Origin of the sequence: Ramlibacter sp. AN1133, from assembly GCF_037890035.1 — a bacterium.
Lineage (GTDB): Bacteria > Pseudomonadota > Gammaproteobacteria > Burkholderiales > Burkholderiaceae_C > Ramlibacter.
On record NZ_JBBKTQ010000006.1, the window covers coordinates 176,121 to 200,047 of the forward strand.

17 protein-coding genes are annotated in these 23,927 nt (G+C 72.0%); 14 read left to right on the forward strand and 3 right to left on the reverse strand.

Annotation, left to right across the window (positions count from 1 at the left end; all coding sequences use genetic code 11):
* The first annotated feature begins 7 nt into the window (after positions 1–7).
* From WG923_RS10570 to WG923_RS10590, 5 genes are read left to right on the forward strand one after another with little or no spacing between them, the layout of a single operon-like run.
* Positions 8–976, forward strand: coding sequence for a hypothetical protein (locus tag WG923_RS10570; RefSeq protein WP_340350917.1), 969 nt, complete (start codon positions 8–10; stop codon positions 974–976).
* Positions 973–2,610, forward strand: a complete 1,638-nt coding sequence (locus WG923_RS10575; protein ID WP_340350918.1) for a hypothetical protein — start codon at positions 973–975, stop codon at positions 2,608–2,610. The genes WG923_RS10570 and WG923_RS10575 overlap by 4 nt, the downstream gene beginning before the upstream one ends.
* Positions 2,595–3,839 carry a hypothetical protein gene (locus WG923_RS10580; RefSeq protein WP_340350919.1) on the forward strand — a complete coding sequence of 415 codons (1,245 nt, stop codon included), beginning with the start codon at positions 2,595–2,597 and terminating at the stop codon, positions 3,837–3,839. Before WG923_RS10575 ends, WG923_RS10580 begins: the two co-directional genes overlap by 16 nt.
* A gap of 21 nt (positions 3,840–3,860) precedes the next feature.
* A complete protein-coding gene (locus WG923_RS10585; RefSeq protein ID WP_340350920.1) occupies positions 3,861–8,330 on the forward strand; it encodes a M15 family metallopeptidase in 4,470 nt (1,489 codons plus the stop codon).
* 3 nt (positions 8,331–8,333) lie between these two features.
* Positions 8,334–8,621, forward strand: a complete 288-nt coding sequence (locus WG923_RS10590) for a DUF3467 domain-containing protein (protein WP_340350921.1) — start codon at positions 8,334–8,336, stop codon at positions 8,619–8,621.
* Positions 8,622–8,636: 15 nt separating this feature from the next.
* Here WG923_RS10590 and WG923_RS10595 read toward each other — a convergent pair whose 3' ends face one another.
* Positions 8,637–9,608, reverse strand: coding sequence for a sigma-54 interaction domain-containing protein (locus WG923_RS10595; RefSeq protein WP_340350922.1), 972 nt, complete (start codon positions 9,606–9,608; stop codon positions 8,637–8,639).
* A 229-nt stretch (positions 9,609–9,837) separates the two neighbouring features.
* On the opposite strand from WG923_RS10595, the gene WG923_RS10600 reads away from it, so the two are divergent.
* The 3 genes from WG923_RS10600 (at position 9,838) to WG923_RS10610 (ending at position 12,815) form a co-directional block, all read left to right on the forward strand.
* Positions 9,838–10,851, forward strand: a complete 1,014-nt coding sequence (locus WG923_RS10600; RefSeq protein WP_340350923.1) for a GNAT family N-acetyltransferase — start codon at positions 9,838–9,840, stop codon at positions 10,849–10,851.
* A gap of 159 nt (positions 10,852–11,010) precedes the next feature.
* Positions 11,011–12,228: an MFS transporter gene (locus WG923_RS10605; RefSeq protein WP_340350924.1), complete on the forward strand. Its 1,218-nt coding sequence runs from the start codon at positions 11,011–11,013 to the stop codon at positions 12,226–12,228.
* On the forward strand, positions 12,225–12,815 hold the full coding sequence (locus WG923_RS10610; protein ID WP_340350925.1) for a hypothetical protein: 591 nt from the start codon (positions 12,225–12,227) through the stop codon (positions 12,813–12,815). Before WG923_RS10605 ends, WG923_RS10610 begins: the two co-directional genes overlap by 4 nt.
* 9 nt (positions 12,816–12,824) lie before the next feature.
* Here WG923_RS10610 and WG923_RS10615 read toward each other — a convergent pair whose 3' ends face one another.
* On the reverse strand, positions 12,825–14,048 hold the full coding sequence (locus WG923_RS10615; protein WP_340350926.1) for an MFS transporter: 1,224 nt from the start codon (positions 14,046–14,048) through the stop codon (positions 12,825–12,827).
* A gap of 730 nt (positions 14,049–14,778) precedes the next feature.
* Here WG923_RS10615 and WG923_RS10620 point away from each other — a divergent pair.
* Positions 14,779–17,379, forward strand: a complete 2,601-nt coding sequence (locus WG923_RS10620) for an Ig-like domain-containing protein (RefSeq protein ID WP_340350927.1) — start codon at positions 14,779–14,781, stop codon at positions 17,377–17,379.
* A gap of 289 nt (positions 17,380–17,668) precedes the next feature.
* Here WG923_RS10620 and WG923_RS10625 read toward each other — a convergent pair whose 3' ends face one another.
* A complete protein-coding gene (locus WG923_RS10625; RefSeq protein ID WP_340350928.1) occupies positions 17,669–18,532 on the reverse strand; it encodes a nucleotidyltransferase in 864 nt (287 codons plus the stop codon).
* A 168-nt stretch (positions 18,533–18,700) separates the two neighbouring features.
* On the opposite strand from WG923_RS10625, the gene WG923_RS10630 reads away from it, so the two are divergent.
* The 5 genes from WG923_RS10630 (at position 18,701) to WG923_RS10650 (ending at position 23,839) form a co-directional block, all read left to right on the forward strand.
* The gene (locus WG923_RS10630) at positions 18,701–19,510 is read left to right on the forward strand and encodes a metallophosphoesterase family protein (protein WP_340350929.1); all 810 of its coding nucleotides are present in this window, start codon (positions 18,701–18,703) and stop codon (positions 19,508–19,510) included.
* Entirely contained in the window at positions 19,497–19,907 is a 411-nt protein-coding gene (locus tag WG923_RS10635; protein ID WP_340350930.1) for a methylglyoxal synthase, read from the forward strand. Before WG923_RS10630 ends, WG923_RS10635 begins: the two co-directional genes overlap by 14 nt.
* A 169-nt stretch (positions 19,908–20,076) precedes the next feature.
* Positions 20,077–21,648 (forward strand): sensor histidine kinase, encoded by a 1,572-nt coding sequence (locus WG923_RS10640; RefSeq protein WP_340350931.1) that lies wholly within the window; start codon positions 20,077–20,079, stop codon positions 21,646–21,648.
* A gap of 23 nt (positions 21,649–21,671) precedes the next feature.
* A complete protein-coding gene (locus WG923_RS10645) occupies positions 21,672–23,153 on the forward strand; it encodes a sensor histidine kinase (protein ID WP_340350932.1) in 1,482 nt (493 codons plus the stop codon).
* Positions 23,150–23,839 carry a response regulator gene (locus WG923_RS10650; RefSeq protein ID WP_340350933.1) on the forward strand — a complete coding sequence of 230 codons (690 nt, stop codon included), beginning with the start codon at positions 23,150–23,152 and terminating at the stop codon, positions 23,837–23,839. Before WG923_RS10645 ends, WG923_RS10650 begins: the two co-directional genes overlap by 4 nt.
* Positions 23,840–23,927 lie beyond the last annotated feature (88 nt).

A 23,927-nucleotide genomic window follows, 5' to 3' on the forward strand; every position in this document is an offset into this window, starting at 1 on the left:
GCCCGCCATGCGCAGCGCCCTCGACGTGCTCTCCCTCGCCCTGCGCACCGCGCAGGCCGGGCTGGCGACGCGCGTGCGGGCGATGGCCGCGGTGGACGACCCGCTGCGCCTGGCCTTGCCGCCGCTGCCCGCCGGTCCCGCCGCCATGCCGGGCGCCGACGTGCTGGCGGCGTACGCGGCGCTGTACCTGCACGCGGAGCTGGAAGAAGCCGGCGTGCAGCCGGCGGTGGAAGCGCTCGCCGACCAGCGCTACACCCTGTCGCTGCAGGACCGCGGCACGGCCGGCCGGCTGGAACGCTTCGCGCTGTCGGCGCGCGACCATCCTTCCCGCGCCGAGCGGGCGCTGATCTTCGGCCGCCTGTTCGGGCTCGGCGGCGGCCGCGCCGACGACGCCCGGCTGGATTTCATGCAGCGCCTGCTGCGCCTGGCCACCGCCGCCGTGCGGGCGGACCTCGAACGCAGCCGCCTGGGCGGCCAGCCGGGCCTGGCGACGCAGGCCGTCTGGCAGGCGGCCGCGCGGGACCTGCTGGCGCTGGTCGCCGCGCAACCGGCCGGCTGGCTGGTGCAGTGCGCACGCCGCATCCACGCGCGTTCGCTGCAGGCCTTCGAGATCCTCGGCGACGCCGGCCTGATGCGCGCGCTGCTCGCCCGCTCGCCGTGGGAGTCGCTCACCAAGCTGCTGCCCGAACAGGGCGCCGCGCAACGCGATGCCGCCGCGCGGCGCGGCGCTGCCGGCCAGGCGCTGCTGCGCGCCCTGCCCGCCACCGCATCGGCGCTGCCGGACGCGGACACCGTGCAGGCGGCGGTACGCTGGCTGGTCGCCAGCGGCCTGCCGGTGCCGCAGGTGCAGCTGCTGCCGCCGGCCTCCTCCACCATCGGCGTGCCGGACACCGCGTTCGGGATCCGCGAGCCGCCGGCGGGCGCCCTGGCGGACGATGCCTTGCCACAGGACAGGTGGGCGGAGGAGGTCGCATGACGACCGCCTTGCTCGCCCGCCCGGCGCGCGAGCTTGCGCTGCGCCCGGCGCCGCTGCGCCAGGTCCATGCCCCACCCAGCACGACGCTCAGCGGCGCCTTCGCCACGCCGCCCGACCCGAACGGGATCCTGCCCACGCCGGCCACCGAGAGCCTGGTGCGCTCGCAGGTCGCGAGCCTGCTGGAGGCCACGCCCTCGTACCACCAGCTCGCCGACGACGAGCGCCGCGGCCTCGAGGACAAGCTGGTGCGCGTGGCGGCCTATGCCGCCGAGTGCCTGCGCGACATCTACTGGCAGTCGGAGCGGCTCGGCCAGACGCCCGTGCTGAAGGAGACGCGCACCAGCCGGCCGCTGGCGGCGGCACCGACGCCCGCGCAGCAGCACCCGGCGCTGGCGGCCGCCCAGGCCAACGACTTCGCGCCGCGCGCCGCCAGCCAGATCGGCAACGTGACGCAGCAGACCCTGCGCGCCATCGCCTTCCCGACCTTCGTCGCCGACCTGATCCGGGGCACCTTCGACGCGATCTTCCAGACCAACATCAAGCAGATGGAGGCCTTCGGCCGGCTGCTGTCGAACGTGTCGAAGACGGTGGACCAGTACATGGAGGACAACGTCACCGACGAACAGGCCCACGGCTGGCTGGCGCAGACTTACCCCAAGCACCTGACGATGAAGAACGGCAAGGCGGTGCCGCGCGACAACGCGGACGAACTGCCGCCGCCGAACTTCGAGAGCGAGCTGCACACCAGCGCGAGCCTGGACGAATCGTCCATCGAGGAGACGCTGCTGCCGGCGGCGCGCCGCCGCCTGGCCGAGACGCGGCTGCAGATGCTCTCGACCATGGTGCTGATGGGGATCAACCGCATCGTGGTCACCGCCGGAAAGATCCGCGCGACGATGGCCTTCCACATCGACACCAGCGACAGCGCGTTCGAGCGCACGGCGGAGGACGTCGACGCGCGCATGGCGATGCGCGGCCACTACAACGCGCTGGTGTGGGGCGTGGAGGCCTCGGCCTCGCTGGCGTACGTGAGCAGCAAGCGCGCCGGCAGCGACGCCGAGATCAACACCAGCACGGACCTCACGGGCGAGGTGGAGCTGCACTTCAAGAGCGACTACTTCCCGGTGGAACGCTTCGCGACGGCCGGCACGCTGCGCACGATCTCCGGCAACACCGCCGTGCCCGAGGCGAATCCGCCGCCGACCTTCGCGCCGCCCACCGTGGGCGCGCCGCCGCCGCCGCCCGCCCCGGTGCGGCGCAAGCGCGAAGCGCCGCCGACGATGACGCCGGTCGGTTCACCCTTGCCCGCCGCACCCGCGCTGCCCGTCGCCCCGATCGGCAAGGGCACGCTCGATCCGGGCGCGAACGATCCGGTGCCGCAGCCGCAAGCGCCCAAGGAAGACGCCAAGGGCGAAGCGAAGCCGAAGGACGAGGGCAAGCCCGAGGACGGGACGAAGGGCAAGCCGAAGGACAAGGCCGAGGGCAAGCCCGCCGACGACAAGGCCGGCAAGACCGCCGGCAAGGGCGGCGCCACGAAGCCCGGACCCGAGCCCGAGCCCGAACCCCAGGCCGAGGATGCGGCGGCGCACGGCCTTGCCGTCGCCGCGAAAGGACTGCCATGGACCGTTCACTGAACGCCGTCGCGCCCAGCCTGCCGGGCCCGTTCGACACGGCGCCGCTGGCCCAGGGCATGTGCATCACCCCGCCCGTCTCGCGCCTGGTGCATGCCCAGGTGCGCGCGCTGCTGGAATCCAGCCCCGCGTTCCACGACCTGCCGGGCGAGCGCCGCGAGCTCATGGGCCGCGACCTGGAAAAGATCGCCGCCTACACCGCCGCCCTGGTGCACGAGGAATGGGCGCAATCCAAGCGGCTCGGCCAGACGCCGGTGCTGCACCAGCGCGCCACGCTGGCCGTCCCGCAGCAAGCCGCGCCGACGGCGCTGGCCGCCGCCGAAGCGATGCGCGGTCCGCCCCCGGTGCAGCAGGAACACTTCGAAGCGCGCGCGGCCAACCAGGTGGGCCGCATCACGCGCGACACGCTCAACGCGATCGCCTTCCCCACCTTCGTGGCCGACCTGATCAAGGGCACCTTCCAGGCGATCGTCAACGCCAGCATCCAGCAGATGGAGGCCTACGGGAACCTGCTGTCCAACGTCGCCAAGACGGTGGACCAGTTCATGGCCGACAACATCAGCGACAACAACGCGCGCGACTGGCTGGCCGGTGCTTATCCGAGCCACTTCAAGGTCGATACCAGCGGCGAGCGGCCGAAGATGGCGGTGCGCGACGGCGCCGACGGCGCCGGCAAGCCGGACTTCCGCGCCACGCTCGGACTGGAGGAGGACGTGGATCTCTCCGACGAGGCGGCGGAGGAGAAACTGGTGCCGGCGGCGCGCCGCTACCTGGCCAAGAGCCGCCACCAGATGCTCTCCACGATGATGCTCATGGGCATCAACCGCATCGTCATCACCAGCGGCCGCATCTACGCCCGCATGGGCTTCCAGATCAACGCGCAGGACCTCGGGCAGGCCGAGAGCGCCAGCCAGTTCGACGCCCGCCACCAGAGCACGGTGCACTTCGGCGGCGGCATCGCCGGCTTCTTCGGCGGCCCCGGCGGCGAGGCGACCACCAGCGTGGCCTACGTGTCCTCGAAGAAGGCCAACAGCAGCGACGCCATCGACGTGCACGCCGACCTCACGGGCGAGGTCGACCTGAAGTTCAAGAGCGACTACTTCCCGATGGAGCGCTTCGCCAAGCCCGAACTCATGTCGATGATCATGGGCAACACGCCCAACCCGGTGGCCAACACCCCGATCAACAGCCACGGCGGCGAGGGCGCGAAGGCGCCCGCGGCCGCGGCCTGAACGCCTCGCAAGGAGATCGCCATGCGCCAGCAGCAGCAGCCATCCACCCTGGTCCTCGCCACCCCCGCCAGCGCCCTCGTGTTCGGCGCCGAGACCGGCCCCGAGGTCAGCGCCTTCGACGTGCACGACGACGACGGCGAGCAGCTCGTGCACCTGCCGTCGCTGGCGGTCCCGCGCGACAAGCGCTTCAGCTACGACCTCAATGGCGACAACTGCATGATGCGCTGGGCGCGCCTGCCTTCCAGCTACAAGGGCCCGGTGGACGTCGTCATCCACTTCCACGGCTACAGCGGCCGCAACGCGATGAAGCTGGCGAGCAAGGCTGCCGACAGCGGCCTCGACCTGCGCGCACCGGGCGTGGGCCGGCCCACCCTCGGCCTGGTGCCGCACGGCGTCCCCCACGAGTGGTACCAGGTGGACAAGAAGACGAAGGCGAAGACGCGCGCGGGCGACGGCTTCACCTTCCCGCAGATCGCCACCCAGGCGCAGCTGGACGCCTTCGTCGACGAGGCCCTGCAGGCCTTCGCCAAGGTGCACGGCGGCCAGCCGACCCGCGGCCGGCTGGTGCTGACCTGCCACTCCGGCGGCGGTGCCGCGCTGAGCAAGCTGCTCGCCACGCTGAAGGACTACGGCCGCCTGCTGCATGGCTGCCAGTATTTCGACGCGACCTACGGCGGCGCGGACATCCTCACCGCCCCTGGCGGCTGGCTGGCCAAGGCGATGGACCGCGACGCCACCGCGCTGGCGAAGCTGAGCGGCGAGGAGGCGCGACAGCGCTACATGCAAAACGACGGCTCGCACCTGCGCATGGTCTTCATCGACGGCACCGGCACCGCGCCGGCGGCCATCGCCACCGAGGCGTTCATGCGCGACCGGCTGGGGACGCCCGAGGACGTGCGCGCCCTGCTGCACAGGCACTACCGCGCGCAGAAGGTGGCCGATCCGAAGAAGGTCTATCACGGCCGCGTGCCGCCGGTGTGCGGCGGCCGCCTGCTGGCCGATGCCGGCAACGACCTCTCGCCCGACGCGCGCGACCTGCCGGCGGCGAGCGCGCGCGCCCATTCCTACGAGGCCTGGGACGAAGACGTCGTCGAGGCCGAAGGCGCGCAGGCGCAGGACTGGGACGCCGAGGCCCAGGACGTGACGATGCCGGAAAAGCGCATGGAGCGCCCGGCCGGCGCGCCCACCGGCTCGGCCTTCATCGCCAGCCTCGGCGACCGGAAAGGCGTGGAGCGCGAGAACCGCATCTTCGAGCAGCTGCAGGGCGGCAACGTCCCGCCCTCGCTGCTGGTCTTCCACACGGTGCGCTCCAGCGGCAAGGCCAGGTCCGGCGCCAGCCACGAGTTCGAGTACTACGTGACGCCGGACGTGCTTTCCATCGGCACCGAGAGCGACGCCGTGCGCATCCCGATGGACCCCGTGACCGCGCAGCGCGTGGCCGATGCCTTCGACTGCCTGCTGCCCACGGCGCGGATGGTGGAGCAGATCTACCAGGCAGCGCCCACCAAGCTCGCGTTCATCCCGGGCAACTACGCGGGCACGCCGCGCGCGCACCTGCAGGACGCCAGCAGCGAATACCTGGGGCACAGCCGCAAGATCGACGCGCAGCTGCGGCGGCCGCCCACCATCCTGACGGCGGGCCACAAGAAGGAGATCGTGATCAGCAACGGCTACGTCAAGCAGCGCCGGAACAAGACGACCGGCGAGAGCAAGCCGGCGCCGATGCTCGCGTTCTACGGCGCCTTCACCGCCGCGGGCGTGCCGATCCAGGCGCCGCGCAACAACGGCGAGCCGATGCGCGGCTGGCCCTCGTTCGCGCACGAGCCGAGCTTCGTCGACTACAGCCACGGCGTGCGCCTGGTGTGGCCCACGATGAAGGTCGACGGCGCGGCGCGGCGTGTCGCCGACGTGCTGAAGGATCCCGATCTCTGCACGCTGATCGCCGCCGAGGGCCCGATCCCGACGCCGCGCTACACGCTCGATCGCGCCGGCCGGACGGCGAGCGCCAAGGCGCAGGCCCTGGCCAGCGAAGACCCGCTGGGCCTGGGCCTGCTCGCCGGCGCGCTCGGCTACGGCAGCACCTGGGACCCGCGCATCCGCAGCACGGTGGAGGACTTCCTGGCCGGCTGGCGGGCCATCCCCGTGCGCGTCGGCACGCAGACCGTGAAGGTGCACCCGCCCTACTACATCAACGTGAACGACAAGTCCGCCAAGGCGAGCAAGGAGCGGGCGCAGCTCGCCGAGCAGCACCGCGCCGCCGCGCCGGCCGCCCTGCGGGCCCTGATCAACGAGAAGCGCTTCCTCAATGCCCGCATCGGCAAGCCCACCACCGACATGCTGTGCGAGCTGCTGCAGGCGGCCGACGCCAAGGGCCTGCTGCTGACGGACCCGGTGGTCGGCGGCAACGCCACGCCGGACACGCTGCGGGCCTTCCTCCAGCACTACGGCCTGGGCATCGACTGCTCCGGCTTCGTCTCGCAGGCGATCAACCGGCTGGTCGCGCTGTTCAAGGACGCCACGGCGGCCGACCGCATCGCCGCGCCGCACAGCACCAACTCCGCGGCGCTCAAGGGCGGCCAGGGCCCCTTCGAGCGCGTGACCGATCCCACCCAGCTGTGCGGCGGCGACACCATGTGGCTGTCCGGGCACATCCGCATCCTCGCGTGGGCCGAGCGGCGCGGCGACCGCATCGTCTTCTGCACGGCCGAATCGCGCTCGTCCGACCCGCGCGACATCGGGCCGGCGGTGGCGTACTGGCGGCTGGTGCCGGATGCGAAGGCAGGAGAGGCCAACTTCAAGGGCTGGCGGCTGGAGCGCAGCAAGGACCTGCAGGCGGCGGATGCCGGCTGGGCGCCGGTGAAGACCACCCACGTCTACGGGCACTACAAGCCCCTGCGCAAGCTGCTGAAGGCCGAGGGCGTGAGCGCGGTGGCGCTGGAAGACGACGAGGCGTGGGCGCTGCAGGTGCCGCCGCAGGCCTACCTGCCCGCCGGCGGCCGTGCCTTCGTGCCGCGGCAGGGCACCTTCAACACGGCGCCCGCGGCGTTCACCGTCGTGCCGGCGTCCTTCCTGCCCGCGCCGACAACCAACACCGCGGCGGCGATCGACACCGCATTGACCGCGGCGGGACTGAATGCCGCGCAGCGGGGCCGCATCGTGCGCGCGGGCCTGGTGCCGATCGCCGCCGCCTTCGGTGCCAGCGCGCTCGGCGAACTGTTCTCGCGCCTGCGCTGGTCGCCCGCGTTCATCGGGCGGGCCGGCAATGCCGCCAACGGCATGCTGGTGCAGCGCCTGCTCCTGCACATCCCCGGGCACTTCCGCGAACTCGCGCGGCGCGCGCCGTCGGCGGTGGAGGCCTTCGTGCTCGAATGCCTGGGGTGGGCGATGATGGCGGACGTCCGCCAGGCGATCCACAACGCGACCGGCACGCGCTGGTGGCTGCCGCCCGCGCCCGACTTCGTCATCGCGGTGCCGAACCCGATCCCCGCGATCAGCGCGGAGGTGCGGCAACTGGTCATGCGCCTGGGCTTCATCGATACGGTGCTGCCGGCCGCGGACTGGAACGGCCGCTACCGGTCCTGGCGGGCGGGCCTCGCGGGCCGCCAGTGGGATTCGGAGATCCATGCCGCGCAACCGGGATTGCCCCTGTATGCGAGCCTGCTCACCGTGCCGGCGCACATCAGCACCGCCGCGATGCGTGCGGCGTTCCAGACCGCCTGGAGCCAGCGCCTCGCGGCGGTGGATGCCCAGCATCCGCGCATGGCCACGAACGCGGCGCAGGTGACGCTCTCCGGGCTGCGCAACGCCGAAGCGCTGCGCGACGACGTCGGCGCCAACCCGCCCGCCGGCGCGCTGGCTGCGCTCGGCCTCCAGGGCCTGGAGCTGGCGTCGGACCTTCCGCTGCGGGACGGCGGGCGCACCATCCGCAGGCTCACGCTGCTGTCGCAGCTGCACCCGGTCTTCACGGCGGTGTTCCGCGCCATCCGCGAGCTGGGATGGAACGATCTCCTGTACCAGACGAGCGGCTCCGCCGTCTTCCGCGGGATCAAGCACAACCCCCGGATCGTCGACGCCAGCGGCAACACGATCGCCGTGCGGCCGTTCTCGGCGCCCACGCAGCAGACCGTCGACCGCATCAACAACGACGCCAGCCCGGCGTCGCGCGCCGCCGTCATCCGCGCGGCGACCGTCAGCGCCCGCACGATGTCCGACCACGCGCTCGGGATCGCGGTCGACATGAACTACCCGGAGAACGTGGACAACGCGGCCGGCCGGCAATTCGGGAGCATGGACCCGCGCCTCGTGGCACTGTTCGAGGCTTTCCACTTTCACTGGGGCGCGGACTTCAGCCCGACCGACCCGCACCACTTCGAGTACTGCGAGACCCCGTGCGCGCCCGCCGCCGCGGCCGCCACGCCGGCACCGCCGGCAGGAGCCTTGCCGGGGATGATCCCGTCGTCCGGCCGGGCAGGCGGGCCCGCCATCGCCTGAACCATGCCCGCGCCCGAACCGCCCCCGGCGCCCGCGGCCGGGGCGACGCCCGCTCCCAAGGCGTCGCCCGAGCCGGCGGCCTACGCCAACCACTTCGAAGTGGGCTTCAACGCCTTCGAGTTCCTGCTGGATTTCGCGCAGAACTACGACAGCGCCGACGAGGTGGCGATCGCCCACACGCGCATCGTGACCGCGCCGGCGTATGCGAAGCTGTTCCTGGGCCTGCTGGATCGCAGCATCCTCGAATACGAGGCGACGTTCGGGCCGATCGCCGGCATGGAAGATCCCTGAGGCCCGCGGCCGTGCTCACTCGGCCACCGTGCCCCGGGTGATCTCGTGCTTGGCCATCTTGCGGTACAGGGTGACGCGCGACCAGCGCAGCTGGCGCGCGGCCGCGGACTTGTTCCAGTGGGTGGCGCAGAGGCTGTCGAGGATGCGCTGGCGCTCGTCGATGCCGGGCTCGCCCGCGTCTTCGCCCCCGTCGTCCTCCCAGCCCTGCGCGTGCGTGAGGTAGGCGGGCAGGCAGCGCTCGGTGATCGGACCGTCGGGCGGGTCGATGAAGATCGCCTCGATCACGTTGCGCAGCTCGCGCACGTTGCCCGGCCAGACGTGCGTGAGCAGCCGGTTGAGCGCGGAGGCATCGAACCAGCCGACGCGCGCGCCCTCCTGCGTCTGCCGCAGCGGCGCCATGAAATGCGCCGCCAGTTCCAGGATGTCGTCGCGCCGGTTGCGCAGCGGCGGCAGGTGCACGCGCGCGACGTTGAGGCGGTAGAACAGGTCCTGCCGGAAGCGCTGCTCGCGCACCATGCGTTCCAGCGGCTGGTGCGTGGCGGCGACGATGCGCAGGTCGACCTTGCGCGCGCGCGTGCTGCCCAGCGGCGTGATCTCGCCGTGCTCGATGGCGCGCAGCAGCTTGGCCTGCGACGCGAGCGGCAGGTCGCCGAGCTCGTCGAGGAACAGCGTGCCGTGATCCGCCGCCATGAAACGCCCCGGGTAGGAGCGGCCGGCGCCGGTGAAGGCGCCGCGCTCGTAGCCGAACAGCTCGCTTTCGATCAGGGTGTCGGGCAGCGCCGCGCAGTTCAGGCTGACAAAGGGGCCGTCCGCGCGGGGGCTCAGCGCGTGCACGAGGCGCGCGACCTCGTCCTTGCCGGTCCCCGTCTCGCCCACGATCAGGAGCGGACAGGCGTGGCGCGCGGCCTTGCGCGCGAATTCCAGCGCCGCGCCGAAGCCGCGGTTGTGGCCGATGAGTCCCGCATCGGCGGCTGCTGTGAAGGACATGATTCCACCTCCGGACAGGCCGTTGGCGCACTGTCGGCGTGCGCTCGTGGGGCGGGCGTATTTGACGGCCCGCCGAAGCGGCGAGTCAATCCTGCCGGGGGATGGTTCCGCGCGACGGCATCCGGCTCTAGGCAGATTGCCTAAGCACCCCGCTTTGAGCTGGCGCAATCCCGCGTCGCGCGAGGGTGGCTACGCTGCGCGTCACCATCCGCACAGCCGAGGAGCCCAGATGACCAGCGACACCGTCGACCAGGCCCTGACCATTCGCCCGCTCGCCCGCGAGGACCTGCCGGCCGTGATCGCGATCGACACCTCGATCGAGGGGCAATCGCGGCGCACGTACGTGGAGCGCCGCCTGGCCGCGGCCCTGCGCGAACCGGCGCTGCACGCGCAGTTCGCCGCCTGCGACAGCAGCGGCCTGGTGGGCTACATCCTCGCGCGGGTGCTGGTCGGGGAGTTCGGCCGCAGCAAGGCATCGCTGCGGCTGGAGCTGGTCGGCGTGCGTCCCGATGCCCAGCGCAGCGGCGCCGGCAAGCAGCTCTTCGACGTGCTGGCCCAGTGGGCGGGGCGGCATGCCATCGCCACGCTGCGCACCGGCGCGCACTGGCGCAACGCGCAGATGCTCGGGTGGCTGCATGCGATGGGCTTTCGGCTGGCGCCCGAAATCGTGCTGTGCCTGGGCGTGGACCAGCCGCGGCCCTCGGACGACCCGGCCATCACGCTGCCCGCAGGCCACGGCCCGGGACACGAAACCGACTTCGGCCGGGGCGAGGCCAACGACCACGAGCGCATGGCCAGCGGCCAGGTCGAGATCCGGCCGATGGCGCCCGGGGACCTGAACGAGATCCTGCGCATCGATCGCGCCGTCACCGGCCGCGACCGCAGGGGCCACATCGAGGCCCTGCTGGCCGAGGCCATGGAGGCGTCGCGCACGCGCGTCTCGCTGGTCGGCCGCCTGGACGGCGCGATCGTTGGCTTCGTCATGGCCCGCGCCGACGTCGGCGACTTCGGCCGCACGGATCCGGTGGCCGTGCTCGACACGATCGGCGTCGACCCGGAATACGCGCGCCGCGGCATCGGCCGCGCGCTGCTCGCGCAGCTGTTCGACAACGTATCGCAGCTGCAGGTGGAACGGGTGGAGACGATCGCGCGGGTCGCGGACCTCGAACTGCTCGGGTTCTTCCAGGGCGTGGGCTTCGCGCCCTCGCAGCGGCTGTCGTTCGTGCGGGAGCTCGGCGCGTAGACACTTCGAAGGCAGCCGCGGCACCGCTTCGCCGGGCCACCCCCGGGCGGCGCGCCCCGCGCGCACGGTATCCTTCCGGGATGTCGTCGTTGCAGAGGAAGAGGGACCGGGGATGAGCCATCGTAGCCACGTGAGCGCCGCCTGCGGAGGGTCGGTGCGATGAGCGCGAGCGTGCATCGCTGGCGCGTGCTGTGGGCGACCTTCGTCGCCTACCTGTTCGACAGCTACGACCTGACGGTTCTCGCGCTGGCGCTTCCCGTGCTGCTCAAGCTGCTCGGCATGTCGCTGCCCGAGGCCGGCCTGCTCGGCACGGCCACCGCCCTGGGCGCCATGGCGGGCGGCGTCGCCTTCGGCCTGATCGCGGAGAACTTCGGCCGGCGGCTGGCGCTGGTGGCCGCGCTCGTCTGGCTGGGCATCGGCATGGCGGCCGTGTACGCGCCGCAGTCCTGGGGCGGGTGGATGGTGCTGCGCTTCGTCACGGGGCTGGCCATCGGCGGCGTGTGGGGGCCGTGCGCGGCGCTCATCGCGCAGCACTGGCCGGCGGAGCATCGCGCCCGCGCCGCCTCGTTCGTCTTCAGCAGCTTCGCCATCGGCGCGGCCGTCGCCGCGGCGGTGGGCCGCGTGGTGCTCGGCACGCACTGGCAGTGGCTGTTCGTGGGCGGTGCGCTGTCGATCCCGGCGGCGGTGCTGGCCTGGTACCTGATCCCGCGGGATGGCGCGCCTTCTTCCGCCGATGCCGCCGCCAACGGCGCGAAGCCGCCAGCGCGGGTGGGCGTCGGCGCGATCTTCGCGCCCGGCATCGCACCGATCACGCTCGCGGCCACGCTGGTCAGCGTCGTGAACCTCGCCGGGTTCTGGGGCGCGGCGTTCTGGATCCCCACGTTCCTCACCAAGGAACGCGGCGTGGACCTGTCGACGATGCTCTACTTCCAGTTCGTGCAGTACGTGGGCATGTTCATCGGCTTCCAGTTCTTCGGCTGGCTGGCCGACGCCGCAGGCCGACGCCGCTCGATGATGGCCGCCTTCGCGACCTGCGCGGTCTCCATCGGCGTGTACATCGCGGTGCGCGATCCGGCCTTCCTGTTCTGGTGGGGCGCGGTGGTGGGATTCGGCCTGTGCGGCGCGGGCGGCATCCTGGGCGCCTACTACGCCGAGCTGTTCCCGCCGCACCTGCGCGCGTATGCCGGGGGCTTCTGCTGGAACATGGGCCGCATCGGCTCCATCGCCGCGCCGTTCACCATGGGCGTAATCGGCCAGACCTACGGCCTGCAGTCGGGGCTGGCCGTGACCTGCGGGATCTACGCCGTGGGCGTGCTGATGCTGCTGCTGCTGCCGGAGACCTTCCAGCGCGAGGCGGGCAAGCCGGTCGCCGCATGACGGTGCCAGCCGAAGCTGGCGATGCCCTCGGGCGCAGGCTGCTGATCGTCGGGGACGTCAACACCGGCAAGACGACGCTGGCGCGGCGCATCCTGCAGGACTTGTGCACTCGCGGCCTCGGCGCGCGCATCGCGATCCTCGACCTGGCGCCGACGATCCCGCCGGAGGTGGCGCGCCAGCGGGGCGTGCGGGGCGTCGGCGGCACGCTCGAGGCGGATCCTTCGTCCGACGTGGCGTACGTGCGGCCGCTGCTGCACGCGCCCCGGCTCACGTCCGCCTCGGAGGAGGAGGCCGCCGCGAAGGCGGCACAGAACCGGCAGCGCATCGCGGCGGCTTGGCAGGAGTTGCCGCCGCGCGCCATCCTGTTCGTGAACGACATCAGCCTGTACGTGCAGGCGGGGCACGCGAGCGACCTTGTCGAACGCCTCGGCCAGGTGGAGACCGTGGTCGCCAACGGCTACCTCGGCGAGCGGCTCGGGGGCGGCGAGCTCACGCGGCAAGAACGTGCGCAGATGGAAGAACTGCGCGAGTGGTTCGCCCGCGTGGGGCAGGTGATCACGTTGACGACGCGCCACGACCAGGCCTGAGGCCCCCGCTCACCCCGTCCTGAGGGCCGGCAGGCGCTGCAGGCCGTTCATGCTGGAGGCGAGGATGATCGCCGCCTGCAGCACGAAGCCCGCCAGCGCCAGCCACAGGCACGCCGGCTCTCCCCACAGGCCACCGACGACCGCACCGATGGCGGCCCCCACGGGCCGCGCGCCGGCGTTCACGGTCAGGAACACCGATCCCACGCGCCCCAGCATCGCGCCGGGCGTGATCGCCTGGCGCAGCGTCGTGGTGGTGATGGTCCAGATGATGGGGCCGGCACCGAACAGGAAGAACGACAGTCCGGCGAGGACACCGCTCGGCACCAGCAGGGTCGCCACCATGGCGCTCATGGCGAGAACGGACACCGCCGGCCCGAGCTGGATCGCGCGTCCGAAGGCAAGGGAGCGCACCACGGGCGGCGCCGCCAGCGCGCCCACCACCATGCCCGCGCCATAGCAGCCCAGCGTGACGCCGACGGCCTGCGCCGACAGGCCGAGAACGCGCACCGCATACGGAACGTAGGCCGCCTGCAGCACGAACCAAGCGATGTTCCAGGCGATCCCCGTCAGCAGGATCGGCCGCAACAGCGCGTCGTGCCAGACGAACCGCGCCCCCTCGCGGATCTCGATCAGCGCATGGCGCGCCGGCGCCGGCGCCCGCGGCGGCTCGGCCACGCGCCACAGCAGCGCCACGGCGCTGGCCGACAGCAGCGTCGCCAGCACGAAGGCAGAGGCGGCACCCGTCCACGCCACCAGGGCACCGGCGAGCGCGGGCCCGCCGGCGTAGGCCGCGCTGCGCGCGAGTTCCAGCCGGCCATTGGCGCGCGCGTGCAGCTCGCGCGGCACCAGCGCCGGCACCAGGGCCGGTGCGGCGACCGTGAAGCCGACCGTGCCCAGGGCGCCGATGAATCCCAGCACGGCCAGTGCGGCGAAGCTGATCCGGCCGGAGGCCACGATCAGGAGCAGCAGCAGCAGGGACAGCGCGCGCAAGGCCTCGGAAGCCAGCATCACGCGCCGGCGCGGCATCCGGTCGGTGAGCAGGCCCATCGGAATCGACAGCAGCAGGAAGGGCAGCGTCTGCATGGCGCCCAGCAGCCCGACCTCGCCGGCCCCGGCGTCGAGCGCCAGCACGGCCACCAGCGGCGCCGCGGCAAGGCTCAGCTGCTCCGCGGACTGGGCCCCGAGGTTGGCCGCGGCCAGGAGGCGGAAGGCGGGGGAAAAGCGGCTCGTCATGGGCCGCATCGTGCCGCACCCGGGCCGTGGGGTGCGCGCTGGATCCGGACATGCGATCGCGACGGCCAAGGGCCTACAGCGCGCATGGCATGCGCACCTTAACGCATCCTTCACACCGAGGCCTCTACATTGACACCACGCCCGCCCCGCCTGCCTTCGACGAGGAGCGCAGCGCAGGCGCGGGGCCGTGCTGCACCCGAGGAGTCTACGCAGGAGTGGCCATGGGAAGAAGCCGCATCGCCGTCCTGGAGTTGCGTGCTTCACCCATGGATTAATTCAGGATCAACGAGCGCCAGCCACGCGGTGGAAGAACCTGCGTGATCAAACTATTTGTACGCGCTTATCTCGCGCGATCAAATCACCTTTTTTTACAGTTCTGATTAGCAGAAGCCTTAGCGTCGATAGGTCGATTGGCTGAGTTTCGCTTTCCAACAGGTCTCGGCGAACCATGGTCGGCGCGCCCAGCGTCGCCCCGCCATTCCCCACGATTCCCCCCGCTAACGGGTGAATTCCCCCTCGGCGTCCCCACCGGTGCGCCCGAGCGTGGGGCAATGCCCGTGCGTCGATTCCCTACCCTCTTTCCCTCGGCCGGCTGGGCGCTTCGAGCGTTTCCTTGGTGGCGAACTACTTCGTGTTTATTGCGGGCGTGAAATATGCAATTGGTAGTAAGCCGTGTGGCGCAACGCCGCGCGGCGATACCGAGTGTTTTCATTCCCACAAGGAGTCCCCCATGAAGCCACGTCGCAACCTGATCGCAGCCGCGGCGCTGCTGGCGATCTTCACCGCGCCCGCACACGCCGTCTTCGAGCGCGTCGGCCCCGTCAACAACGCTCCCACCGCCGGCGGCTTCGCAGCCTGGTACCAGGACAGGACCGGCATCACCTTCGAGTTCTGCGACGTCCTGACGCAGGCCGAACTCGATGGCGGCTGGTGCGTGCTGCTGCCCGGCGACGCCGTCATCCCGGAGGCCTTCCCGGGCAACTTCTTCGACGAGCACTTCTATTACGTGGCCGACAACACGATGCTCGATGCGGCGACCGGCTTCCGCGCGCGGCTGCGCGTGGCGGTGGAAGCGGCGTTCGCCAACGGCCCCGCGGCGCCCGGCGACCAGATCACGTTCGGCCGCCTGCGCGTGCAGACCACGGGGCTCCCCTTCGACGGCCACTACCGCTTCGTGACGCCCTACTCCGACACCACCTACGAGAACCAGGTGGCCGGCGACCGCATCTTCGACACCCTGGATGTCGGCGCCGGATGCCAGGCCGACTTCACGTGCACGCTCGGCGCGTCGATCGGCCCCTACCTGCTGCCGTCCGCGGTCGCCGGCGGCGCCGAAGTGCCCCCCATGCCCGACCTGAGGTTCGCGCCTCCCGGCACCGACCCCTTCTTCGACGAGGCCGTGGCGCTGGGCGCCGCGCCCACCGCCGACCCGCAGACCGGCCGGAAATACATCGCGGATCCGGGCCGCGTCGGCACGGTCACCGGCAGCCCGCTGCCGGACTTCATCGCGCGCAACACGGACGGAACGACGACCGTGCGCAACCACAACACCTTCCGGCTGGAGGTGAGCACGCTGGACACCAACCAGGTGTTCTACACGCTGGACGGTGAAACCAACTTCTCCCTCAGCGGCCGCCTGAAGGACGGCGCGCTCGAAGGCGATGTCGGCATCGGCCGCTCGGTGTACAAGGCGGATGCGACCGGCACGGTCACCGCGCTGGATGTCTTCACCACGGCCTCGCCGGCCGTGCAGGCCCGCATCCCCGGCCAGCCGCAGACCCCGGCCGTCAAGCCGATCCTGGCCTTCTACGACCAGCCGTGCGGCGGCGCGATCACCGTCGACCCGCTGACCGGCGCGGTCACCATCAACGACGGCCCCTACACCGCCCCGCCCGTTCCCGCGCACAGCATGCTGACGACGGGCAACAACTACTGGGGCCAGAGCCAGCCGGGCGGCCTGCCGCCCAGCCATGTCTGCATCGTCGACACCAACGCGAAGAACGCCGCCGGCCAGGTCGTGCCCGTGTTCTACCTGCGCAAGCTGACCGACGAGATCACGGTGGCGACGGCTTCCTTCAACGGCGTGAACAACGGGACCCTGAGCGTCACCGCGACGTCCAGCGACCCCACGGCGGTGCTGATGCTGGCCGGCTTCGGGCCTGCGACGACGACGCCGGGGGAGTCCTCCGGGGTCGGCGCCGGAACGGGGCTCGAACTGGTGGGCAATGCCGCCACGGTGAGCGGCCTGCAGGCGCCGCCCGGCGTCGTGCAGGTGGTTTCGACCAGGGGCGGCACCGGCCGCCGCGACACCGACACCAACACGGGCACCACGGTGCTGCTGGGCGTGCCCACCGCCAACTCCGATTCGCTCACGCTGAACGAGGACTGCTCCGCCGCTTCGGCCGGCTCCTGCCCCGCGGGAGCTAGCCTGACCGTGGACCTGCTGGCCAACGACACGATCCTGCTCAACGGCCAGGTCACCACGCTGCGCAACGTGGTGGCGAACAACCTGGGCACCGTGGTCGTCACCGCGCAGCCGGCCCGCCTCGGGACCGGCACCGTCAGCCCCGCGGGCATCCTGACCTACACCCCGGACGCCAACGCCAACGGAACGGACAGCATCGCCTACACCGTCAGCGTCAACGGCGCGGTGTCCAACCAGTCGCAGGTGTCCATCACCATCGTGCCCGTCAACGACGCGCCCGTCGCGGGCAACACGCTGGTCGGCGCCGTGGCGAACAAGCTGAACGTCGTCAACCTGATCGCCAATTCGACCGACCCCGACGGCAACGGCGACGTGAAGGACGCGGTGATCCTCACCTGGCCCGCGCAGCTCGGCCCCAGGCCGCTCCCCACCAACGGCATGATCAGCTACACGCCGGTCGGGCTCGGGGCCTTCTCCTTCACCTACCAGGTCAAGGACGTCGCCGGCGCGCTGTCGGCGAACACGGCGACCGGCACGGTCACGGTGGCAGCGAACGAGGTCATCGCGTTCGGCAAGCACCAGTACGTCCAGAACAAGAACCGCTGGACCGTCGATGGCACCGACAACATCATCGAAGGCCAGACGATCACCATCGTCTACGAGAACGGCCTGCTGGTCGGCGCGACCACCCCCTGCAACGGCACCGCGACCAACCCGAACTGCGTGATCGGCACCTCCCTGGTCGACGGCCTCGGCGCCTGGGGGATCGACAAGGTGGGCGTGGCCGGCAACCTGAACCCGAAGGCCGGCGCCACCATCTGGCAGACCCCGCCGACGCACATCCGCGCGTTCTCGACCCTGCCCAGCCTGGGCGGCACCGTGGCGATCGACATCGTGTTCAAGTGATGGCGGCCTGAGCGCAGGGCTAGTGTCCTGTCCCGCAAATATCTAGGCTCTCGTTCGGTGCAGGCGGGGATGATCGGTGGTTGGCCAGAGTGGGTCCAGCCTGGCCGGCTGGACCCATTCTGGACGACCGCCGAGGGCCCCGCCTGCGCCGAACCCTCCGGGCTGCCCCGTATCGGGCCGCATGCCGCGTTGCGTGCACGGGTCAAGCCGTCCAGGCTTGACCCGCGCCCGCCCTTGCCTGCGGCCCGATACGGGGCAGCGAGAGCCTGGATATTTACGGGACAGGACACTAGGCGTGGCCGGGTGCCAGCGGCCCTTCGGGGCTCGCCGCCGCGGCGGCTGCCTGCCGCGCCGGAATGGCGGCCGTCCAGGTGGCGACGTCGGCGTCGGTCATGGTGCTGGCCGAAGTCAGGCGGCCGTCCACGTACCCGAGCTGCTCGACGTCGTGCAGGTACTGCTCGCGCGACAGCAGCGTGCCGGCGCAGACGTGCTGGTCCAGGAGCGCGCCCTGCTTCACTTCCCGCGCCAGCCGGCCCATCAGGTCCTGCATGACCCACGCCGGGACGCGATGGCGTTCGCCGGGGTAGATGAAGCCGAACAGGGTCAGGTGGGCCAGCAGCACCCGCCAGTTGGCGCCGAAGCGCTGCAGCAGGCCGTGCCAGTCCAGCCGCTCTGCATTGGCCTGCAGCAGGTGGGCGACATCCGCGCCGTCGTAGCGCTCGCGCTCCATGATGAAGGCCTTGGACAGCATGCCGTCTTCCATGTTGGCGATGCGCACCGGCACGCCCAGGATCTCGGCCACGGCGTTGTCGTGGAACCAGCGCTCGTCCACCGGCGTCACGCCGTTGCCCGAATTGAAGATGAGGTCGATGAAGTCCTCGCCCGCGTAGACCTTGGCCAGCCAGTGCGGATAGGTCATCTCCGTTTCCCAGCCCTGGCCCCGCATCAGCCCGGCCACGCGCTCGTAGTCCGCGCGCTTGATGAAGAGATCGAGGTCCTTGGTGGAGCGGCGGATGCCGGTGAAGCAGGCGTGGGCGAAGGCGCCGCCGACCAGGAAGGGCACGCCCCCGTCCACGAGCGTCTGGAGGGCGCGGCGGTAGAACGCGGCCGTGTCCGGCGCGACTTCCTCTTCCAGCGATGGGGCAAGGGGCATGGTGGAGCACATGGCTGAAAGATTAGGCAGCCCGTACGGGCCGTCATCTCGGCGGGGACGCTGTGACGCACAGGCCAAGGTACCGCATCGACCGTCGGCGCGCGCCTACAGCCGTCCGCAGGGATGGACGATCCCGACGGCCCTGCAGGCACGGCAGCATGGCAGTCCATGAGCAAGCCCTCCAGCACCGTGCGCTTCGCCGTCGTCGGCGACATCCATGTCACCAAGGACTCGGCCGGCAGCCTGCGCGCCTTCTTCGCGCAGGCGGCGGAAGCGGCGGATGCACTGCTGCTGTGCGGCGACCTCACCGACTACGGCACCGCCGAGGAAGCCCACGTGCTGGCCGACGAACTCGGCGGCCTGAAGGTCCCCGTGGTCGCGGTGCTGGGCAACCACGACTACGAATCCGGCACGCCGGAGATCGTGATGGAGACCCTGAAGAAGGCCGGCGTGCGCGTGCTCGATGGCGAGGCCTGCGAGATCGAGGGCGTCGGCATCGCCGGCACCAAGGGCTTCGCCGGCGGCTTCGGGCGCGGATCGCTGGGCGCCTGGGGCGAGCCGATCATCAAGATGTTCGTGCAGGAGGCCCTGCACGAGGCGATGAAGCTCGAATCGGCGCTGGCGAAGCTGCGCACGCCGCGGCGCATCGCGCTGCTGCACTACTCGCCGATCTGCGGCACGGTCGAGGGCGAGCCGCAGGACATCTTCCCCTTCCTCGGCAGCAGCCGGCTGGAGGAGCCGCTGCTGCGCTATCCTGTCGATGCCGTCTTCCACGGGCATGCGCACCGCGGCACGCTGGAAGGGCGCACCATCAACGGCGTGCCGGTCTTCAACGTGGCGCGGCCCTTGCTTCTGCGCAAGAGGCCCGACCAGCCGCCGTTCCACCTGTACGAAGTGCCGCGCGAAGCGCCCGACACGGAGACCCTGGTGGGAACGGTGAGCGCCGGGGCGGCCGCAGCAGCGCATGGACACCACTGAACCCCACCCACCCCGCATCGCCCTGATCGCGCACGACCGCAAGAAGGCCACCATCGTCGAGCTGGCGCGCGAGTTCGCGCCCGTGCTGCGCCAGTGCGCGTTGTGCGCGACCGGCACCACGGGCAGCCGCATCGCCGCCGAAACCGGCCTCGAGGTCGAGCGCATGCTCAGCGGCCCGCTGGGCGGCGACCTGCAGATCGGCGCCCGCCTGTCCTCCGGCCTGGTCGACATGGTGATCTTCCTGCGCGACCCGATGACGCCGCAGCCGCACGAGCCGGACATCAACGCGCTGGTGCGCGCCTGCGACGTGCACGACGTACCCTGCGCCACCAACGAGGCGAGCGCGCGCATGCTGCTGTCGTTGGTGGCGGCGCGGCATGGGCTCGCGGCGCCCTAGCGAGGAGCGCGCGGCGCGGGCGGGCGGCCGGGCGGTGCCGGCGGGCAAGGAAGCGAGGCAGGACGTGGGAGCTTGGCGAGACGGCGGTGGATGCGCCCGGTGGGTCGGCGCTCTGCTCGCGCTCGGCCTCGCCGCATCCGCGTGGTCCCTGCCGCCATTGAAGGTCGCGGTGTACGCCAACCCGCCCAAGGTGGTGCTGCAGGACGGCCAGCGGCCGCAGGGCATCTTCGTCGACGTGCTGGAGCAGATCGCGCGCGAGGAGGGCGGCACGCTCCACTACGTCCCCGGCACCTTCCAGGAGGGCCTGGACCGCCTGGAGCGCGGCGAGGTCGACCTCATGGTGGACGTGGCGCGCACGCCCGAGCGCGAGCGGCATTTCGAGCTGTCGCGCGAAGCGGTCCTGTCGACCTGGAACCAGGTCTACGCGCGGCCGGGACTCGGGATCCGCAACCTGCTGGACCTGAAGGGCCGGCGGCTGGCGGTACTGGCCGGCTCGGTGCAGGAGCAGTTCTTCCGCGAGGCCGCGCAGTCCTTCGGTGTCGAGGCGCGCATCCTGACCTTCCCGACTTTCGATGCGGCCTTCCGCGCCGTGCGCGAGGGCCGGGCGGACGCGGTCGTCGCCAACCCCTTCTTCGGCGAGGAGCACCTCGCGGGCCTGGACGACACCGCCATCATCTTCGGCCCGAGCACGCTGCACTTCGCGGCGCGCAAGGGGAGCGACCCCGCGCTGATGGCCGGCATCGATGCCCACCTGCTGCGCTTCAAGGCCGATCCCGCCTCGGTCTATTCCGTCGACTACCAGCAGCTGATGCGCCTGCAGACGACACGCCGCGTTCCTGCGTGGCTGTATCCCGCGCTGGCCACCGGCCTCCTGGTCCTCCTCCTGTCGGCCGGGTGGACCTGGACCGCACTGCGCGCGGCCGCCCGCCTGCGCGTCTCGGAGCAGCGCCAGCGGCAACTGGCCGCCGAGCGCATGGCCCTGCTGCGGTCGGTGGAGCAGCGCAGCGCCGAGATCGAGCGCGCCAACGAAGACCTGCAGATCGTCAGCTACTCCCTGTCCCACGACCTGGGGGCGCCGCTGGCGGCGATCCGCGGCTTCGTGGCCGCCACCCTGGACGGCTGGCGCGACAGCCTCGATCCCCGCGCGGCGCGCATGCTCGAGCGCGCCCTGGCAGGCGCCGGGCGCATCGACGCCATGCTGCTCGACCTCGCCGGCCTGCTGCGCGTGGCCGGCGAGCCCCTCGACCCCGCGTGCTGCGACCTGACGCAGCTGGCACACGACGTGGTCGACACCCTGCGGGCACGCCACGAGATCGATGCCGTGGTGACGGTCGCGCCGGGCCTGCAAGTGCGTGCCGACGCCCGCCTCATGCGGGTGGTGCTGGAGAACCTGATCGGCAACGCCTGGAAGTTCGCCTCGCGGGTGCCGTCCCCCCGGATCGAGCTGGGCGAAGTGGACGGCGCCCCCGACCGCCCCACGTTCTTCGTCCGCGACAACGGCGCGGGCTTCGACATGGAGTACGCGAGCCGGCTGTTCCGCCCGTTCTCGCGCCTGCACGATGCGTCCGAATTCCCCGGCGCGGGCATCGGGTTGAGCATCGTGCAGCGCATCGTGGCCCGGCATGGCGGCCGGGTCTGGGCGGAGGGCGCGGTGGGCCGGGGCGCCACCTTCTATTTCACGCTGGAGGGGCGCGAGGACGCCGGCGCGGCGGCGGCCGGCGGGAGTTCGCCGGGGGCGTGATCCCGTTGGCCTACCATGCGCGGATGAGGCGCCCCGGCCGTCCGCTGCAATGGCTGCTCGCAGCCGCGGCCACCGCGGTGGCGACGCTCGCCTGCGTGGCCCTCGATGGCGCGATGTCGGTGGCCGGGCTCGCCATGCTGTACCTGTGCGCGGTGGTGCTGACCTCCCTCACGCTCGACCGGGCGCCGGGGATCTTCGCCGCGCTGCTGTGCGTCTCGGCGCTCAACTTCTTCTTCGTGCCCCCGCGCTACACCTTCGACGTCGACAGCGCCGAGTACTGGTGGACGCTCGCCGTGCTGCTGGGCCTGTCGCTGGCGCTGAACACCCTGATCGGCTGGCTGCGCGCGGGCCGCAGCCGCGCGCAGGCGGGTGAGGCGCGGGCGGCGCAGCTGCACGCGCTGAGCGAGGTGCTGGCTGCCTGCGAGGGCCACGAGGCGATGGCGCAGCGCGCGGCCGAGTGGCTGCAGCTGGCGCTGCAGCGGCCTAGCGCGGTCTTCGTGCGGCAGCCCGGCGGGGAGGACCTGCGTTGCTTCGCCGCGGCCAGCGACTACGCCCGCTTCCATCCCGCCTCGGCGCGCTGGGCGATCGAGCATGGCCGCCCCCTGGGCCGCGGCTGCGACGACTGGGCCGACCTGCCCCTGTGGTGCGCGCCCTTCGCCGCCCGCCAGCCGGCGGGCGCGGTGCAGCTCCTGCTCGATCCCGGCGTGCGCCCGGCCGCCGAAGAACAGCAGCACCTGCTGGCGCTGGTGCGGCAGGTCGGGCTCTCGGTCGAACGCGAGCGCGCCGGCGAGGCCGCCCGCAGCGCGCAGGACAGCGCGCGCTCGGAAGCGGCCCGCAACACCCTGCTGGCCTCCCTGTCGCACGACCTGCGCACACCGCTGGCGGGCATCCTGGGCAGCGCCAGCGCCCTGCGCACGCAAGGCGCGGCGATGGGCGAGGCGCAGCGCGCGACACTCCTGGCCAACCTGGAGAACGACGCGCGCGACCTGGCGCTGATGGCCGACAACATCCTGCAGATGGCCCGCCTGTCGCAGCCGCAGACCGAGCTGAAGACCCAGTGGGAAGCGCTGGAGGAGATCCTCGGCGCCGCCGTCGCCCGCATGCGCCGGCGCTGGCCGCAGGCGCGCCTGGAGCTGCGCGTGGCGCGGCAGCTGCCGCCGGTGCGCGCCGAGGCGAACCTGCTGGCGCAGCTCGTGGCCAACCTGGTGGACAACGCGGTGCGGCATGGCGGTGCGGTGCCGCACATCGTCGTGCGCGCCGGGCGCAGCCGCGAAGGCGTGTTCGTCGCCGTGCGCGACCACGGCGAGGGCCTGCCGGCGGGCGATCCGCGGCAGCTGTTCGAGCGCTTCCGCCAGCGCGATCGCGAAGGCACGTCGGGGCTCGGACTGGCGATCTGCCGGCTGATCGCCGAGGCCCACGGCGGGCAGGTGGAGGCGCGGCGCTGCGAACCCGGCGCCGAGTTCCGGCTCGACCTGCCGGTGGTGGTGCAGGAGCAGCCGCAATGACGCGGACCGCCATCCTGGTGGTGGAGGACGACAGCTCCATCGCGCAGTTCGTCGCCGCCAGCCTCAGCGCCGCGGGCATGGCCCCGCGCGTGGCCGGCAGCATCGCCGCGGCCGAAGCCGACCTGCGCGCCGCACCGCCGCAACTGCTGATCGTGGACCTCGGCCTGCCCGACGGCGACGGCGTGGACTGGATCGCGCAACTGCGCACCCGCTTGCCGGCGACGCCGATCCTCGTGCTGTCCGCCCGCATCCAGGAGGCGCAGAAGATCGCCGCGCTCGACGCCGGCGCCGACGACTACCTGGGCAAGCCCTTCGGCGTCGGCGAGCTGCTGGCGCGCGTGCGCGCCATGCTGCGGCGCGCCGGCGCGGCACCGGCACCGGCGCCGCGGCTGGAGGTCGGCGAACTCGCTTTCGACCGCGACGCGCACGCCTTGCGCCTCGCCGGCCAGCCGGTGCACCTCACGCCGCTGGAATGGCGCCTGTTCGAGCGGCTCGCCCGCACGCCCGGCAAGGTGGTCACGCACCGCCAGCTGCTGGCCGACGTGTGGGGCAGCGAGCAGGTCGACCAGCTGCACTACCTGCGCATCTACATGGGGCACCTGCGCGCCAAGATCGAGCGCGACCCGGCCGAGCCGCGCTACCTGCTCACCGAACTCGGCGTGGGCTACCGGCTGGCGGACGAATAGCCGCGGACCGCTTCCCGTCGGCTGTCCCATCCCCGACATCGAAGCCGCTTTTATGCGGCTTTTATGCGCGGGCAGCGACAACCGGGGC

What these genes read in the sequence shown, in the direction of transcription:
- WG923_RS10570 (WP_340350917.1), top strand. Translation starts at nt 8, where the DNA reads ATGCGCAGCGCCCTCGACGTGCTCTCCCTCGCCCTGCGCACCGCGCAG.
- WG923_RS10575 (WP_340350918.1), top strand. Translation starts at nt 973, where the DNA reads ATGACGACCGCCTTGCTCGCCCGCCCGGCGCGCGAGCTTGCGCTGCGC.
- WG923_RS10580 (WP_340350919.1), top strand. Translation starts at nt 2,595, where the DNA reads ATGGACCGTTCACTGAACGCCGTCGCGCCCAGCCTGCCGGGCCCGTTC.
- WG923_RS10585 (WP_340350920.1), top strand. Translation starts at nt 3,861, where the DNA reads ATGCGCCAGCAGCAGCAGCCATCCACCCTGGTCCTCGCCACCCCCGCC.
- WG923_RS10590 (WP_340350921.1), top strand. Translation starts at nt 8,334, where the DNA reads ATGCCCGCGCCCGAACCGCCCCCGGCGCCCGCGGCCGGGGCGACGCCC.
- WG923_RS10595 (WP_340350922.1), bottom strand. Translation starts at nt 9,608, where the DNA reads ATGTCCTTCACAGCAGCCGCCGATGCGGGACTCATCGGCCACAACCGC.
- WG923_RS10600 (WP_340350923.1), top strand. Translation starts at nt 9,838, where the DNA reads ATGACCAGCGACACCGTCGACCAGGCCCTGACCATTCGCCCGCTCGCC.
- WG923_RS10605 (WP_340350924.1), top strand. Translation starts at nt 11,011, where the DNA reads ATGAGCGCGAGCGTGCATCGCTGGCGCGTGCTGTGGGCGACCTTCGTC.
- WG923_RS10610 (WP_340350925.1), top strand. Translation starts at nt 12,225, where the DNA reads ATGACGGTGCCAGCCGAAGCTGGCGATGCCCTCGGGCGCAGGCTGCTG.
- WG923_RS10615 (WP_340350926.1), bottom strand. Translation starts at nt 14,048, where the DNA reads ATGACGAGCCGCTTTTCCCCCGCCTTCCGCCTCCTGGCCGCGGCCAAC.
- WG923_RS10620 (WP_340350927.1), top strand. Translation starts at nt 14,779, where the DNA reads ATGAAGCCACGTCGCAACCTGATCGCAGCCGCGGCGCTGCTGGCGATC.
- WG923_RS10625 (WP_340350928.1), bottom strand. Translation starts at nt 18,532, where the DNA reads ATGCCCCTTGCCCCATCGCTGGAAGAGGAAGTCGCGCCGGACACGGCC.
- WG923_RS10630 (WP_340350929.1), top strand. Translation starts at nt 18,701, where the DNA reads ATGAGCAAGCCCTCCAGCACCGTGCGCTTCGCCGTCGTCGGCGACATC.
- WG923_RS10635 (WP_340350930.1), top strand. Translation starts at nt 19,497, where the DNA reads ATGGACACCACTGAACCCCACCCACCCCGCATCGCCCTGATCGCGCAC.
- WG923_RS10645 (WP_340350932.1), top strand. Translation starts at nt 21,672, where the DNA reads ATGAGGCGCCCCGGCCGTCCGCTGCAATGGCTGCTCGCAGCCGCGGCC.
- WG923_RS10650 (WP_340350933.1), top strand. Translation starts at nt 23,150, where the DNA reads ATGACGCGGACCGCCATCCTGGTGGTGGAGGACGACAGCTCCATCGCG.